We start from the raw sequence: 15,972 nt of genomic DNA on the forward strand, positions 1-15,972 counted from the left end.
AAAATGAAACAGACAGAAATTTTAGGTGTAAAAGAAACCGTTGCCTACTATATTTCCAATCTTATAGGCGCAGGTATTCTTGTGGTACCTGCTATTGCTTATTCTGTTGGTGGAGTATATGTTTTCGCAATTTGGCTACTGTTAATTATTGCCTCTTGGCCATTAGCTAAGGTTTTTGCCATTATCAGTATTCGTTATCCCCATAATAGTGGTATTTTGCATTTTTTACATCTCAAAGCTTCAAAAGGTATAAGTCAATTTGTTGATGATGTAATGATTTTTGTGATGCTTGTGGGTAATCCTACACTTGGTTTTGTAGCATCACGATACGCTATTTCAGCTTTCGGATTGGATGGAGATATCTTTTTCTACCCTTTAGCATTCTTTTTTATGGCGTTCAGTGTAATGTTCAATATGCTTGGGTTACGTAGTAGTTCTCGACTACAATTTATACTCACCTTCGTGATGTTATTTGTACTCCTAAGTATTGCAACTTTGGCAACTTATTGGAATATAGATAATACTCAACTTGTTTTGCAACCAAGTACTGCTACAGAGTTTGTGAGTATTGAAACACTTTTACAAACACTTGGAATTTGCTTTTTTGTTTTTGTTGGTTGGGAAAATGTTGCCGCTATTGCTCCAAATGTGAAAGAGCGAGCACGTACTTTTAATAAATCTATCTTAATTTCTGTCCCTCTTGTTGGTGCTTGTTATCTATTTATTGCTTTTGCACTAGCATTGAGTGCTACCCAAACAGAAGCAAAAGCGAATTTTGCCGTTTTAGATTTGATGACCGCCCCATTTAAAGGTGGTTTTTTGCCTGTATTAGTGAGTTTATTTTCTATTTTTATTGTTGTGGTATCTTGTAATGCGTGGGTATTAGCAGCAAGTAAGGTACTTAATGGTCTTTCTCTATCAGGTCGCTTACCTAAATTTCTGTCTAAAGAAACAAACGGTACACCTTATATTGCATTAATAGTCTTATTGTTTTGCTATGGTTTAGTGATTTTAATGAGTTATTTATTTGGAAACCAAGAAGATTTAATTATTCGCTATTCTTCAGCTGGATTTATCACCATTTATATTATTGTACAGTGGTATTTTTTCAAACTTGAAAAGGCTCGTAAGGAACGTTTCTTAGCTCTTGTAGGTTTAATATTTACACTACTGGCGGCTTCAGGGCTTTATTTTGAAGTGATGCTATGGATAGTTATGGGATTTGCTTTGTGGGCGATTCGTCAATTTAGAGTGAGAAGATAGAATAAAAATAAGGATTAATACACTTTAGCCTTATTGTTATTGATTAATCCTTAAACTTCTGTTTTATCTTTATACTCACAAAGATCTTCAATAATACAAGAACCGCAACGAGGTTTTCGAGCGATACAAGTATAGCGACCGTGTAAAATCAGCCAATGATGAACATCAACTTTAAATTCATTGGGAACAACTTTCAATAGCTTTTCTTCAACTTTGACAACATCTTTTCCCATTGCAAATTTTGTGCGATTACTTACCCTAAAAATGTGGGTGTCAACGGCAATAGTTGGGTGTCCAAAAGCAGTGTTAAGTACTACATTAGCGGTTTTTCGCCCTACTCCTGCCAGTGCTTCTAGAGCTTCTCGGCTTTCTGGCACAATACCATTATGTTTTTCAATTAAATCACGACAGGTTTTTATCACATTATTGGCTTTACTATTAAACAATCCAATAGTTTTAATATACTCTTTTAAGCCCTCTACACCTAAATCTAAAATTTTTTGAGGTGTATTGGCAATAGGAAATAATTTAGCCGTTGCTTTATTTACACCAACATCAGTGGCTTGAGCAGATAAAATTACGGCAATCAATAACTCAAAAGGTGAATTATAATTCAGCTCTGTTGTTGGATGCGGATTTTGATCTCGTAATCGAGTTAAAATTTCAATACGTTTTGTTTTATTCATAATGGTATTTTAATAAAAATAACCTTGATCATAAAGCATTTTTATCACCATAGTAAATGACATTATCACGATCATTGGTCGAATTAATTTTTGTCCTCGTGTGACGACCATTCTTGCACCTAAATGACCACCAATAAACTGACCGATCATCATAAATAATCCCACTTTCCAAAGTACGGCACCGCCTAAAACAAAAAAGAGTAATGCGGCAGAATTAGACGTAAAGTTTAGTACTTTTGCGTGAGCAACCGATTTAGGAAGGTTAAAACCCAGTAAAGATACAAACGCCAGTGTAAAAAATGATCCTGCACCTGGTCCTAAAAAACCATCATAAAAACCAATTCCCATTGCTGCCGTTACACCAAATAAAGTAAGACTAATACGTTGTATAGCATCTTTTTTACCTAGATTAGGACTAAATAAAAAATACAATCCAACAATGAAAATAAGAAAAGGAATAATCATTTTAAGGGATGCTGCATCCATTAGCTGGATTAAAATAGTCCCAATAGAAGAGCCTAAAAAGGTGAATATAATCAACCACTTTATTTCTTTTAAATTAACGGTTTTTTGTCGTATAAAATACAGAGAAGCTGCAAAAGAGCCTCCGCTACCTTGCAATTTATTTGTACCTAGTGCTAAAGTGGGAGGAATACCGACAGCCAGTAGAGCAGGAACTGTAATTAGCCCACCTCCACCAGCTATGGCATCAATAAAGCCTGCAACCATTGCGACAATAAATAGCAGAGCCAAAATATCAAAATTAAAGTCCATAAAATCCTTTACAAGCGGTATGATGTTGAACATTTTTTACAAAATTTATGGTGTATAGATTACCATTTATTCCATTTTTCTTAAATAATAAAAGGTAAAAAATTATCTATTTTGATAGAATGAAAATATAAAGGAGAAAAGAGATGAAAATCAGTTTAATTGTTGCACGAACTAAAAATAACGTGATTGGTAAAGATAATCAAATGCCGTGGCATTTACCTGTCGATCTCGCGTGGTTTAAAAATAACACGATAAATAAACCTGTCATTATGGGAAGAAAAACCTATGAATCTATTGGACGTTTGTTACCTAATCGTCCGAATATTATTTTGTCTCGTTCTAATTTTAATGTAGAAGGCGCGTTATCTGCGAGTAGTTTAGAGCAGGGATTAAAAATAGCCAATGAGTTAACAGATGTTACAGAAGTTATAGTCATTGGTGGCGGTGAATTATTTAAGCAGGCACTTCCTTTAGCGGATACTCTATATTTAACAGAAATTCAGGCTGAGATTGAAGGTGATACCTATTTTGAGTTTGATGAAACTGAATGGTGTTTAGCTACTCAACAATGGTCAGAGATCGATGACAAAAATCCTTATCAATGTCGTTTTATGATTTTTAATAAATTAACTTCGAGTACGGATACTTAATATTTCAATACAGAAATATAGCGGATACATTATACATTGTTGTAAAAATTTGCAAATTTTGATGCAAATCGTACCGCTTCCATCTGTGCCCAATAAGTTGTTATATTGTTTTATGAGAAATGCTAATGTTTGTTTATTTTTAACAATGTAACCGCATTAGTATTTTTATTAGTACTTTGGGGAGTGACTATTCTTAACCCAAGTATTTTAGGCTTAATTGAATCATTAGGTGGTGTGATATCATCTCATACTGAATTTCGCAAAAGGATAGTGTTATGATTAGTGTTTTTGATATGTTTAAGATAGGAGTGGGACCTTCTAGCTCTCATACAGTAGGGCCAATGAAGGCTGGGAAAGAATTTGTCAATACACTTATTCAAAATAATCAGTTAAATGGCATAACAAAATTATATGTTGATGTTTATGGCTCACTTTCTATGACAGGAAAAGGACATAATACTGATATTGCAATTATTATGGGGTTAGCAGGTTATTTGCCTCATAATGTGGATATTGATGCTATTCCTGCCTTTATTGCTGATGTTAAAAGAACGGCTAAATTACCTGTCTCCAAAGGTGAGCATACCGTTGACTTTGATTTTGATAAAAATATGGTCTTTCATAGTAGTTTTTTGTCATTACACGAAAATGGAATGCGGATCACTGCATTGAGTGGTGATGAGCAAATTTATCAACAAACATACTATTCCATAGGTGGGGGATTCATTGTTGATGAAGATCATTTTGGTATCGAGGAAGAGCAAGAAGTTCAAGTACCTTACCCTTATAAAAATACGGAAGATATTTTAGCGCATTGTGAGGATAGTGGTTTATCTGTGTCTAGTTTGATGATGCAAAATGAATTGGCATTAAATGAAAAATCAATCCTAGAAAACCATTTGTTAGCCGTGTGGGATACAATGAAAAATTGTATTCAAAAGGGTATTCATACAGAGGGAGTGTTACCGGGTCCATTAAAAGTACCTCGTCGTGCGGGTATTTTATATCGCCGATTGGAAGCAAATGATCATTTGTTTAATGATCCAATGGTGGTTATTGATTGGGTAAATTTATTTGCATTAGCTGTGAATGAAGAAAATGCTGCAGGTGGTCGGGTAGTGACGGCACCAACCAATGGTGCTTGTGGCATTGTGCCAGCTGTTTTAGCTTACTATGAAAAGTTTATTACAACATTAACACCTGAAATTATTGAACGTTATCTATTAACTTGTGGAGTAGTGGGGTCATTATATAAAATGAATGCCTCTATTTCTGGAGCAGAAGTAGGTTGTCAAGGTGAGGTTGGAGTTGCTTGTTCAATGGCAGCGGCAGGTTTAACTGAAATATTAGGTGGAAGTCCAGATCAAGTTTTTATTGCTGCTGAGGTGGCGATGGAGCATAATCTAGGCTTAACTTGTGATCCCGTTGGAGGACAGGTGCAAGTGCCTTGTATTGAACGTAATGCGATTGCTGCTGTGAAAGCAATTAATGCAAGCCGTATGGCATTGCGCCGCACCACTAAACCTAAGGTGAGTTTAGACAAGGTAATTGAAACGATGTATGAAACAGGTAAGGATATGAATACGAAATACCGAGAAACATCACAGGGTGGTCTTGCCATTAAGGTACTGTGCAGTTAGTAGTGTACAATTTTGTGTTTTAAAACCTGATTATTTGTGAATAATCAGGTTTTCTTTCTTATATTAGTGTATTGAAGTGGACAATTTTTATAAAATTTGCCAGAATCACAAATTGCTTCTGTTTTTAGGATAATTTTATGAAAAAATCACTGACATTCATCATATCGTCAATAATGCTTTTACTGAGTTGTACAAGCTTAGAGGCTCAGCTTAAATCATATGGAAACCGTTATGATAGCCCTCGAACCTTAGATAATTTTGATGATTATGTAGGTTTTTTAAAATATAAAGCTAAGCAAGCAGGGGTTTCATCTCACTTTCTAGTAAGCCAACAAAATATCTCCTACATTGATAAAGCTGTGGAACTAGATGAAAAACAGTCACCTAAAAAAACACAGACTACATATGAAACGCCACCTCCTAATCCAGATGGTGTGACTCGCTACTTAAATCGTGTATTAACTCAAACAAAGGTAGATAAAGCGGTAGAGCTATGGTGGCAATATCAACCCCAATTGGTAAAAGCGAGCCAACAATATCAAGTACCTAAAGAGTACTTAATGGCATTGTGGGGAATGGAGAGTAGCTTTGGATATTATCAAGGTGATTATGATGTTTTGTCAGTGTTAGCAACATTAGCATTTGAAGGTCGTCGAGAGAAATTATTCACTCAGGAATTTATTAATGCAATGAAAATTCTGGAGAATGGTACTATTTCACGCTCTAAGATGAAAGGCTCTTGGGCTGGTGCAATGGGGCAGTCACAGTTTATGCCAACAGCATATTTAAGTTATGCGGCAGACGGTAATGGTGATGGCCAAAAAGATATTTGGACAGAACAGTATGATGTTTTTGCTTCAATTGCTTCTTATCTGTCAACTATTGGTTGGGATAAGAGTTTACCTTGGGGAGTGGAGGTTGATCTTGCACTACCACTTGATTTAAGTGTTTCTGGGATTCAACGTAATAAAGCAAAAAAATTATCACAATGGTTAGGTTTAGGCTTGGTATTAAATGACGCAACAGAGGTCAATTTAGCAAAATTAGCGCAATTGCAAAATGCGGATTTATGGCTTGTTCGACCTAATAAAGAAGTTGGACGAGCATTTTTAGTTTCAACCAATTACCGAACCTTAAGAAATTGGAATAATTCAAATTATTTTGCCATTAGTATTGGGCAATTTGCAGAAAGAATCGCTAAAGAAGTGTATTAAGGGTTTATTTTCATATTTTATACAAGAATCAAAGGTAAAATATGAATGAATATTCAATGTGAATATTGTAGAATATAAAATTGGTCTTAGAAAAAGAAAAAATAAATAATAAGGGAAAATTAATGGATAAAATTTGGTTCAAAAACTATCCTCCAGAAGCAGAGAAGGAAGTTAATGTTGATAAATATGAATCCTTATTAGAGATGTTTGAAAGTGCAATTAATAAACATCCTGATATTCCAGCCTATATTAATATGGGGAAAGTACTCACTTTTCGTTCTCTGGAAAAGCGTAGTCGAGCATTTGCAGCTTATTTACAAAATGAATTACGCTTGGAAAAAGGGGATCGTATTGCATTAATGATGCCAAACTTACTGCAATATCCTATTGCATTATTTGGTGCATTAAGAGCTGGTTTAGTGATAGTCAATGTGAACCCTCTCTATACGCCAAGAGAATTAGAGCATCAATTAAATGATAGTGGTGCCAAAGCAATTGTTATTGTTTCGAACTTTGCGGCAACATTGGAAAAAGTGGTTTTTAATACACCTATAGAGCACGTTATTTTAACGAGAATGGGAGATCAATTATCTTTTGGAAAGCGAAATTTAGTTAATTTTGTTGTGAAATATGTAAAAAAACTCGTACCAAAATATAAGTTACCTCATGCTGCCACTTTTAGAGAAGTACTCAGTATTGGAAAGCATCGTCAATATATTAAGCCTATCATAAATAAAGAGGATCTCGCTTTTTTACAATATACGGGTGGAACCACGGGAGTGGCTAAAGGCGCAATGTTGAGTCATCAAAATGTGGTTGCGAATGTAATGCAAGCTAAATGGGTAGGTGAGCCTTTACTAGGTAGCGGCAGTGGTAATGTAGGTGTGATTGCATTACCTCTTTATCATATTTTTGCTTTAACGATTAACTGTTTGCTTTTTATAGAGCTTGGATTAACAGGATTACTTATTACTAACCCTAGAGATATTCCTGCTTTTGTCAAAGACATAAAAAAATATCCTTTCGTTGCTTTAACGGGTGTAAATACACTATTTAATGCATTATTAAATAATGAAAATTTTAAAGAAGTTAATTTTTCAAAATTAAAGATGTCTGTTGGCGGTGGTGCGGCAGTACAACGTTCTGTTGCTGAGCGCTGGCATAAAACAACAGGTTGTCACATTATAGAAGGTTATGGAATGACAGAATGTTCACCATTAATTTCTGCAACTCGAATGGATTCAACAGAGTATTCAGCATCTATTGGAGTACCTATGCCGAATACCGATATTCGTATTATTAATGATGAAGGAAATGATGTTGGCATTGGTGAAAGAGGTGAACTTTGGGTTAAAGGGCCTCAAGTAATGCAAGGTTATTGGCAAAAGCCTGAAGAAACAGCAGAATCTATAAAAGATGGTTGGGTCGCAACAGGTGATATTGTAGAAATGGGATCAGATTTGAATTTACGTATTGTAGATCGCAAAAAAGATATGATTATTGTCTCAGGCTTCAATGTTTATCCTAATGAAATCGAAGATGTGATTGCATTAAATCCTAAAGTAAATGAAGTTGTTGCAGTGGGAATACCGAATGAACGTTCAGGGGAAAGTATTAAAGTTTATGTAACGAAAAAAGAGGAAAGTTTAACTCGTGATGAGTTAAAAAAACATTGCAGACAACATTTAACAGGATACAAAATTCCTAGAGACATTGAATTTAGGGATGAATTACCTAAAACGAGTGTAGGTAAGATTTTACGTAGAGTATTAAGGGATGAAGAAATAGCAAAAATAAGTCAATAAAAAATAAATTTATTGAACTTATTAAAATGACACTAGTCATAGTAAGTAACAATATGCTAAATAGAATCTTTAAGCGTGTAGTTTTTTCATAATCCTTAAGTAAGACCTCACCCAATACTGACTTTGGTGTTGGGTTTTCTTTTTTGCACCAAAAATTAAACGCAATTAGAATAAAATCGTAATTGCAGTTTCTTTGGTCAGATGAAAATAAATTAAGCTTGCTTTAATAGGGTAGTTGTGTTCTAATCAGAGTCTAGCTAAGAGCATTTTAAAAGTTAGTTATTATAGTTCTCCTCAGTTGTACAAAGTTTTTACTTTATTCTTGAAAGTCCTTTTAATATCCATATCTATTTAAATTAAGATGATTAGCTTCACAGCTTGATTTCAAGCATTCTATATAAATTATTAAAGACAAGGAAAACATATGTCTAAATTAACTGGTATCGTAAAATGGTTTAACTCTGAGAAAGGGTTTGGTTTCATCACTCCATCTAATGGTGGAAAAGATGTATTCGTTCATTTTTCAGGAATTGTTGGCGATAACTACAGATCATTAAATGAAAATGACAACGTAGAGTTCAGCGTTCAAGATAGTCAACGTGGACCATCTGCTGTTGATGTAAAAGTAATTTAATAGCTCTATTAAATAAATTTTAAAAAACTCTTAGTAATAAGAGTTTTTTTTATATGTACTATTTTATTCAAAGTCTCTCATTTGTAACTATTTTTTGTTCAAGATTAATTGTGAAAAATAGTTTGTATTATGCTAATAAGTATGTTCTAATACGAACCTAGCTAAGAGCAGTTTAAAAAAGTTAGTTATTATAGTTCTTCCTCATTATTTGAAAGTTTTTACTTTATTTCTTGATAGTTCTTTTAATATCCATCCCATTTATAAAGTGATTAGTTTTACCGCTTGAATTTTCAAGCATTCAAATAAATTTTAAATAAGGAAGACATATGTCTAAATTAACTGGTATTGTAAAATGGTTTAACTCTGATAAAGGTTTTGGTTTCATCACTCCATCTAATGGTGGAAAAGATGTATTCGTACATTTCTCTGGTATACTTGGTGATAACTATAAATCATTAAATGAAAATGATAATGTAGAATTCAATGTTCAAGATAGCCAACGTGGCCCATCTGCAATTGATGTAAAATTAGTTTAATTAGTGATTAAATAGATTTCTTAAGAAGCTCCTTTATAAGGGGCTTTTTTTATATCTATTAAAAAGAAAATAACATTTTACATAATTGTTATTTAAATAAATATTAAATAAGCGTTAAAAATAGGTTGTGTTATTTTTATAATTGTGTTCTAATACAGACCTAGCTAAGAGCAGTTTAAAAAAGTTAGTTATTATAGTTCTTCCTCATTATTTCAAAGTTTTTACTTTATTTCTTGATAGTCCTTTTAATATCCATCTCCATTTATAAAGTGATTAGTTTTACCGCTTGAGTTTTCAAGCATTCAAATAAATTTTAAAATAAGGAAGACATATGTCTAAATTAACTGGTATCGTAAAATGGTTCAACTCTGAGAAAGGTTTTGGTTTCATCACTCCATCTAATGGTGGAAAAGATGTATTCGTTCACTTTTCAGGAATTGTTGGTGACAACTACAGAACATTAAATGAAAATGATAACGTAGAATTCAGTGTTCAAGATAGCCAACGTGGTCCATCTGCAATTGATGTAAAATTAGTCTAATTAGTCTAATTAGCTACTAAATAGATTTTTTGAGAATCCCCTTTTATAAGGGGATTTTTTTAGGCATAGTAGACAAAATAGTTGGTAATTTTGAGGAGCTATGCCCATAGTAGACAAATGAGTTGGTTTTTATTATTTTATAAATAATTACCAACTCCTTTTATTTAGAAAATCTTTTATAAACATAATCTTATGGTATTTGGTTAAACCATTATGATTAGATAGTTTTCGTTTAAGTTCTCCAAATAAACTTTCAAGCCTATTTGTTGTTTTTTCTATATTTAATTCAGGATATTTTTCAAAAGTAAATAAATAATCCATATTATATTTTAAGCTCCTGTAAGCACTTCTTATATTACGATGTTTAAAAGGATATTTACCCTTTTCATTTATTTTATCGGAGCGTTCATTTAAATATTCTTTATGTTTTAAATACCAATAATGTAAATTAATATAGAACTCGTTTTTAGAGCTATTTTTTAATGTTTTAACTAATATTTTTAGCTCTTTTCCCGCTTCAGATTTAGGGTTCCTTGTTAATTTCCTTATTACATTTGCTATTTGATGAAATTGGCAAAGTTGTGCAGGCGTATTTAAAAAATCTCTTAATAATCCTCGTCTTCCATCACAAGTAATAGATTGAATAATATAGCCTTTTTCTCTTAATTTATTCATTGCTAATAGATAATAAAGATTTTTTTCTGTTGTCACAATTTGATGATAAATTACCTTCTTTGATAAAGTGTCCATAAAAACGAGAACACCAAAATTTCGACCAAAGAAAGTGGTATCCATCATTAAGTTCAATTTATTATTTTGTGGGATATTTAATGGCGTTTTAGGGGCTTTTAAAACATATCTTTGAATAGTTCTAACAGAGCAATTATATTTAATTGCTAGTTGCTTATAGGTTTGTTTACCTTCTGTGTAATCTAGCCAAATTTGGCTTGAATTTAAGGATTTTTTGAAGGTAAAAGTTTTATTACAAATAGAGCATTTATAACGTTGAACATTATTTTGGGTACCATATTTGTGAATATTCGTTTTATGACAAAAAGGACAAGTTTTTTATTCATTTTCAAAAAAGTGGGCTAAAGCACAGTAATATAAAGCTTTAACCCATTTTTTACCAACTATTTTGTCTACTATGCCTTTTTTTATGTCTGTTATATTTCTAGTAAGGTATTCCATATATCAATAACAAATTGTCTTTCTGAGAGAAAATCATTGTTATCAACAATACTGCTTTTTCTTTGTAAATTAAGATGATGAATTTTATTACGTAATGTTGTGTAACATACTTTAAGTTGTTCACCTTGTGATTTTGTCAAAATGTTACATTCCATAGCAGAATCAAAAATCCTCACATTATCAGACCATTTTGCCATTAAAGGGTATTGGTATGCATAATTAAGCACGAGATATTGAGCAATAAACTCTATATCGACAATGCCTCCTTGATCGGTCTTTAAATTAAATTTATTTACAGAAGTTTGTTTGAAATGTTGATACATTTTTTGTCGCATTTTGCAAATTTCTTCTTTTAAGTGACCGCTTGTACGAGATTTTTTAAGTACATTTTGACGAATTTCCTCAAATTTTTGACGATTTTTCTCAGAGCCATAAACACATCGGCTACGGACTAAAGCTTGATTCTCCCAAGTCCAAGCATCATTATGTTGATAATTTTCATAAGCCTCAAAAGAGCTAACTAAAAGTCCTGCTTCACCAGAAGGTCTTAACCGCATATCGATATCATATAATATGCCAGAAGCAGTATTTAGATTAAAAATGCTATTAATTTTATGAGCTAATTTTAAGTAAAATTGTTGGCTAGAAATAACTTTTTTTCCACCAACAGTTTCACCATTTATAGGCGCTTGATGTAGAAAAACTAAATCTAAATCAGAGTTATAACCTAACTCAAACCCACCTAATTTTCCATAAGCAATCACTGTGAAATCACATTCATTGGCGGTTAAATGATTGGGATAACCAAAGCGTTTAGCCACTTGTTTCCAAGCCATATTAACGACAGTATGAATAATGGTTTCTGCAAGATAGGTGAGATGATCACTAATTTTCATTACGGATAGTTCACCAATAATATCAGCGGTAGCGATATGAAGCAGTTGAGTTTGTTTAAATTGACGTAAACCATCAATAAGTTGTTCTTCATCATCTTGTGGAATACGCAGTAGATAGTGGTGTAATGTATTTTGATAGTCTGCTTGAGAATTAAGACAAGTAATTTTCTCTTGTAGAATAAATTCATCGAGCAACATTGGGTGGCGAGCAACTTGTTCTGCAATCATCACAGATTCACCACAGAGTAAAATGAGACGAGGTAAAATATGTTTATTTTCTAATAACAGCTCTAAATAAGAGGTTCTTAATGTAATTTTATCAACAATATTGATAAGTCTTGGTAATAAAATAAGATAATCAGTTTGTTGAAGAAGCATATCTATAAGTTGTGGCATTAGTTTATATAAAACCCTGCGTCCCCTTATGCCAATAGGTTTTTTTCGCCATTCTTGCAAGGTGTTATCTAATATTTGTAATAATTGTGGATAATCCTGTGGTTGAACAGGGTAATGTGTGATGACCGCATTAAAATCCTCTACTGAAATAGGGTAGTGCAATATATCTTTCCATTGCGCTAAAATGGGATTGTCTTCTTTATCGTTTTCTTGTTCTGCTTCACCAATAATTTGATGGAAAATGGTTCTTACCTTTTGTTGATGTTCTTCTAAAACGAGCAGAAAACTCTGCCAATCATTGATAGGATAATCAATTTTTTTATTATGATTACCTTGACCAAATTGTTGGCAGGCAAAAATAATGCGTAAGCGATTATTCTCATCGGTAGGTAGAGTTTGAGTTTGTTTATCATCAATTGCTTGCAACACATTTTCAATTTGACGTAAAAAAATATAGGCATTGTAAAGTTGTTCAATTTGATCTGATGTTAAAATTTGCAATTGATTCAAGGCGGTAAGGCTTTCTAATAAGCGTCGAGAACGAAGTAATTCATTTCTACCTCCTCGAATCATTTGAAAAGTCTGCACAATAAATTCTATTTCACGAATGCCTCCGGCGCCTAATTTTATGTTATTAGTTAAATTTCGACGCATAACTTCACGGCTAATATTTTGTTTCATTTCTCGTAGAGATTGAATAGCACTGTAATCTAAATAACGGCGATAAACAAAAGGGCGTAGCATTTGAGCAAGATAGCGATGGTTAAGGTTAGTGTCATCTTTGCCTAATATTTTTGCCTTAATCATTGCGTAGCGCTCCCAGTCTCGTCCTTGCTCTTGATAGTAATCTTCCATTGCATCAAAACTAAAGACTAATGCACCTGTTTCGCCAAAAGGACGTAATCGCATATCTGTACGATATACAAAACCATCACTGGTAATTTGATCTAAGGCTTGAATCAGTCGTTGTCCTAAACGAGTAAAAAACTGCTGATTGGTAATAGATTTACGTCCCCCAATTGTTTGACCGTGATCAGGGTAACAGAAAATCAAGTCAATATCGGATGAAAAATTGAGTTCACCACCACCTAATTTTCCCATACCTAAAATAATCAGTTCTTGAATTTCTTCTTCTGCATTTACAGGAGTGCCTAACTCTTCACATAATCGTGTAAAGAGCCAGTCTTTTGCTATGACAATAATAGACTCAGCCAATTGAGATAGGGCATTAAATATTTGCTCGACAGAAGCCAATTTATTGGATTGTAAAAAACTCAGGGTGGCCATTTCACGGTGGCGAAATAGACGTAATTCCTGTTGAAAAAGCGCTTCGTCATTAATATCAAACAATATTGAAGTAAGCGTTGCTATATAGTATGTGTGATCTTTAAGAGAAGGAGGCTCACTGAGCCACGTATTTAATAAACAGGGCTGTTTTTGTATCTGTTTAAAGACAAAATCTGACATCGCAATACTGGTAATAAGCGGTGTGATTCTATCAAGATTTTGCAAATTTTTAGGAACACTATGTTGTTCGAATAATTCAGAAAGTTGTTGTTGGGCTTTCAGTTTGAGAGTCTTAAGCATAGTGTTTTTTCTCCTATATTTTTTGTAAAAATACTACTCAATACGTCTTTACAAAGTTTTTTATCCTACGGAACATCATTTATTGCATTGGGATTTTTATCAATAAACATTGCATCACCATAGCTGAAGAAACGGTATTGCTGAACCACTGCGTGTTGATAGGCTTGCATACAATTTGAATATCCAGCAAAGGCAGACACTAACATAATCAAAGTAGATTCTGGTAAATGAAAATTAGTCAGTAATGCATCAATCACTCGGAATGTTTTACCTGGGTAAATAAAAATAGAAGTGTCTGAGAAAAAGGACTCAATGAGTTGATTTGATTTTTCAGCTTGCTGCGCAGCACTTTCAATAGAGCGAACAGAGGTTGTGCCTACGGCAATAACACGTTTTCCATTTGCTTTAGTTTTTAAAATCTTATCGACAACCTCTTGGCTGACTTCAGCATATTCTACGTGCATTTTATGGTCTTCAATAGTCTCTACACGAACAGGCTGGAAGGTGCCCGCTCCCACGTGTAAAGTAACAAAAGCAGTTTGAACGCCTTTTTGCGTTAATTTTGTTAATAATTCATCATCAAAATGAAGTCCCGCAGTGGGTGCAGCAACCGCCCCTAATTCTTTACTGTATACAGTTTGGTAACGCTCTTGATCGGTCTCTTCATCAGGGCGATCAATATAAGGAGGTAACGGCATATGCCCTGCACGATCTAATAATTCAAATAAAGGCTGTACCTCTTCAAATCTAAGTTCAAATAAGGTGTCGTGACGAGCAACCATTGTGGCATTAAAGCCCTTTCCTTCTCCTAGCTTATCTTCCCCTAAAATAATGGTTGAACCTTCTTTAGGTGCTTTTGAGCAACGAATATGGGCTAAACAACGATGTTCGTCAAGCACTCGCTCGACTAACACCTCCAGTTTACCACCACTTAATTTTTTACCATATAAACGAGCAGGGATAACACGAGTATTATTAAATATCAATAAATCTCCTTCATTGATATGATCTAAAATATCAATAAATTGCTGATCTGAATATTGACCAGTTTCACCATTAACATAGAGTAAACGGCTTGCTGTACGCTGTTTAGTTGGGTAACGAGCAATTAATTCGTTAGGTAAATCAAAATGAAAATCCGAAAGTAACACGTTGTTTCCTTTATAATTAGAGTAAATAGAGTTATTTTGCGTTTAATAGTGCGATAATGTTATCAATAGCAAGACTTAACTTTTTACGATCGTGTAAATAATGAGTTATATTATCGCAAAGATCTTGTGTCAGTACAGTGATATTTTTAGGAAGAGGAGTATTTTTCACATCAGGATTTAAGCCTGTAATAATACCATCAATACGGTTATTCCCAATCAATCTTTCCAGCCACTGAATACGTGCGACTAAATCTAAATTTCTAGCAGCCCCTTGCTCTTTACCCAGATTATCAATAAAAATCACCTTTGCCTTGCTATGGGAAATGGCTTGAGCAATCTCACTAATCAACAAAGGGGGTAAAATACTTGTAAAGAAACTCCCTGGCCCTAAAATAATGAGATCTGCATTATTTAGACGTTGAATCGCAGAAGAGGGAGCTTGCACATTTGGAGAGAGAGATAATTGATAAGGCGCTTCATCTAAAGTATCAATAGAAACTTCTCCAACTACGGTTTTTCCAGAGGATAAAATACCAGAAAGGTGGGTAGGAGTTTCTGACATTGGAATTAAATTTACTTTTACACCTAAAAAAGTACGCACTAATTTAATGCTATCCAAAGGGCGTATTTGCATATCTGCTAGGGCAGTAAAAATCAGATTACCTAAATCATGCCCTAATAACTCGCCCTCTCCTTTAAAACGGTATTCAAACACTTTGGAAGCAACCGTTGGTGTAGCAACAATTTGATTTAAACAGTTTCGCAAATCACCCCAAGCAATGCCTCCATAATTTAAACGGATACGTCCTGTTGAATTACCATTATCAGTGGTAGTGACAATACCTGTTAGGTGGTTTTCAAGGAATGAGATCGATGAAAGCACACGACCTAAACCGTGTCCGCCACCCAATGCAACAACATTATTTAGTTGTGATAAATAAGGATAATTAGAAAAACTCGCTTCTTTTTTAGTCATAATAATGTGTAAAAAATCTTTAAGATGTTACC

13 protein-coding genes and 2 pseudogenes are annotated in these 15,972 nt (G+C 33.7%); 9 read left to right on the top strand and 6 right to left on the bottom strand.

From position 1 onward, the window contains the following. The first annotated feature begins 3 nt into the window (after nt 1-3). Nucleotides 4-1,263, top strand: a complete 1,260-nt coding sequence (locus A6B44_RS03210) for an APC family permease (protein WP_090921342.1) — start codon at nt 4-6, stop codon at nt 1,261-1,263. A 50-nt stretch (nt 1,264-1,313) separates the two neighbouring features. Here A6B44_RS03210 and nth read toward each other — a convergent pair whose 3' ends face one another. Together nth and A6B44_RS03220 are read right to left on the bottom strand one after the other, a co-directional pair. Next, a complete protein-coding gene (gene nth, locus A6B44_RS03215; protein ID WP_090921343.1) occupies nt 1,314-1,949 on the bottom strand; it encodes an endonuclease III in 636 nt (211 codons plus the stop codon). A gap of 9 nt (nt 1,950-1,958) precedes the next feature. Next, the gene (locus A6B44_RS03220; RefSeq protein ID WP_090921344.1) at nt 1,959-2,723 is read right to left on the bottom strand and encodes a TSUP family transporter; all 765 of its coding nucleotides are present in this window, start codon (nt 2,721-2,723) and stop codon (nt 1,959-1,961) included. A gap of 143 nt (nt 2,724-2,866) precedes the next feature. Here A6B44_RS03220 and A6B44_RS03225 point away from each other — a divergent pair, with 143 nt between their 5' ends. The 8 genes and pseudogenes from A6B44_RS03225 (at nt 2,867) to cspE (A6B44_RS03260) (ending at nt 9,743) form a co-directional block, all read left to right on the top strand. After that, nucleotides 2,867-3,373: a dihydrofolate reductase gene (locus tag A6B44_RS03225; protein ID WP_090921345.1), complete on the top strand. Its 507-nt coding sequence runs from the start codon at nt 2,867-2,869 to the stop codon at nt 3,371-3,373. Nucleotides 3,374-3,514: 141 nt separating this feature from the next. Further along, nucleotides 3,515-3,613 (top strand): annotated as a pseudogene (locus A6B44_RS03230) (septum formation protein); the annotation flags it as partial. 35 nt (nt 3,614-3,648) lie between these two features. Beyond that, complete coding sequence (locus tag A6B44_RS03235) at nt 3,649-5,013, top strand: L-serine ammonia-lyase (protein WP_090921346.1); 1,365 nt, start codon at nt 3,649-3,651, stop codon at nt 5,011-5,013. Nucleotides 5,014-5,186: 173 nt separating this feature from the next. Beyond that, nucleotides 5,187-6,227: a lytic murein transglycosylase gene (locus tag A6B44_RS03240; RefSeq protein ID WP_420801012.1), complete on the top strand. Its 1,041-nt coding sequence runs from the start codon at nt 5,187-5,189 to the stop codon at nt 6,225-6,227. A 122-nt stretch (nt 6,228-6,349) separates the two neighbouring features. Next, nucleotides 6,350-8,032, top strand: coding sequence for a long-chain-fatty-acid--CoA ligase FadD (fadD, locus tag A6B44_RS03245; RefSeq protein WP_090921348.1), 1,683 nt, complete (start codon nt 6,350-6,352; stop codon nt 8,030-8,032). Between the two features lie 424 nt (nt 8,033-8,456). Next, a complete protein-coding gene (cspE, locus tag A6B44_RS03250; RefSeq protein ID WP_090921349.1) occupies nt 8,457-8,666 on the top strand; it encodes a transcription antiterminator/RNA stability regulator CspE in 210 nt (69 codons plus the stop codon). Nucleotides 8,667-8,992: 326 nt separating this feature from the next. Beyond that, on the top strand, nt 8,993-9,202 hold the full coding sequence (gene cspE / locus A6B44_RS03255) for a transcription antiterminator/RNA stability regulator CspE (protein WP_090921350.1): 210 nt from the start codon (nt 8,993-8,995) through the stop codon (nt 9,200-9,202). A gap of 331 nt (nt 9,203-9,533) precedes the next feature. Next, nucleotides 9,534-9,743 (top strand): transcription antiterminator/RNA stability regulator CspE, encoded by a 210-nt coding sequence (gene cspE / locus A6B44_RS03260; RefSeq protein ID WP_090921351.1) that lies wholly within the window; start codon nt 9,534-9,536, stop codon nt 9,741-9,743. A 147-nt stretch (nt 9,744-9,890) separates the two neighbouring features. On the opposite strand, the pseudogene A6B44_RS03265 reads toward cspE (A6B44_RS03260), so the two are convergent. The 4 genes and pseudogenes from A6B44_RS03265 to A6B44_RS03280 all read right to left on the bottom strand — a co-directional run. Continuing rightward, nucleotides 9,891-10,796: pseudogene (locus tag A6B44_RS03265) on the bottom strand (IS256 family transposase, variant Zn-binding type); the annotation flags it as partial. 113 nt (nt 10,797-10,909) lie between these two features. Then, entirely contained in the window at nt 10,910-13,813 is a 2,904-nt protein-coding gene (gene glnE, locus A6B44_RS03270) for a bifunctional [glutamate--ammonia ligase]-adenylyl-L-tyrosine phosphorylase/[glutamate--ammonia-ligase] adenylyltransferase (protein ID WP_090923479.1), read from the bottom strand. Between the two features lie 65 nt (nt 13,814-13,878). Continuing rightward, entirely contained in the window at nt 13,879-14,964 is a 1,086-nt protein-coding gene (gene queA, locus A6B44_RS03275; RefSeq protein ID WP_090923477.1) for a tRNA preQ1(34) S-adenosylmethionine ribosyltransferase-isomerase QueA, read from the bottom strand. A 31-nt stretch (nt 14,965-14,995) separates the two neighbouring features. Further along, on the bottom strand, nt 14,996-15,940 hold the full coding sequence (locus tag A6B44_RS03280; RefSeq protein WP_090923474.1) for a gluconeogenesis factor YvcK family protein: 945 nt from the start codon (nt 15,938-15,940) through the stop codon (nt 14,996-14,998). Nucleotides 15,941-15,972 lie beyond the last annotated feature (32 nt).

Origin of the sequence: Pasteurella skyensis, assembly GCF_013377295.1 — a bacterium.
Lineage (GTDB): Bacteria > Pseudomonadota > Gammaproteobacteria > Enterobacterales > Pasteurellaceae > Phocoenobacter > Phocoenobacter skyensis.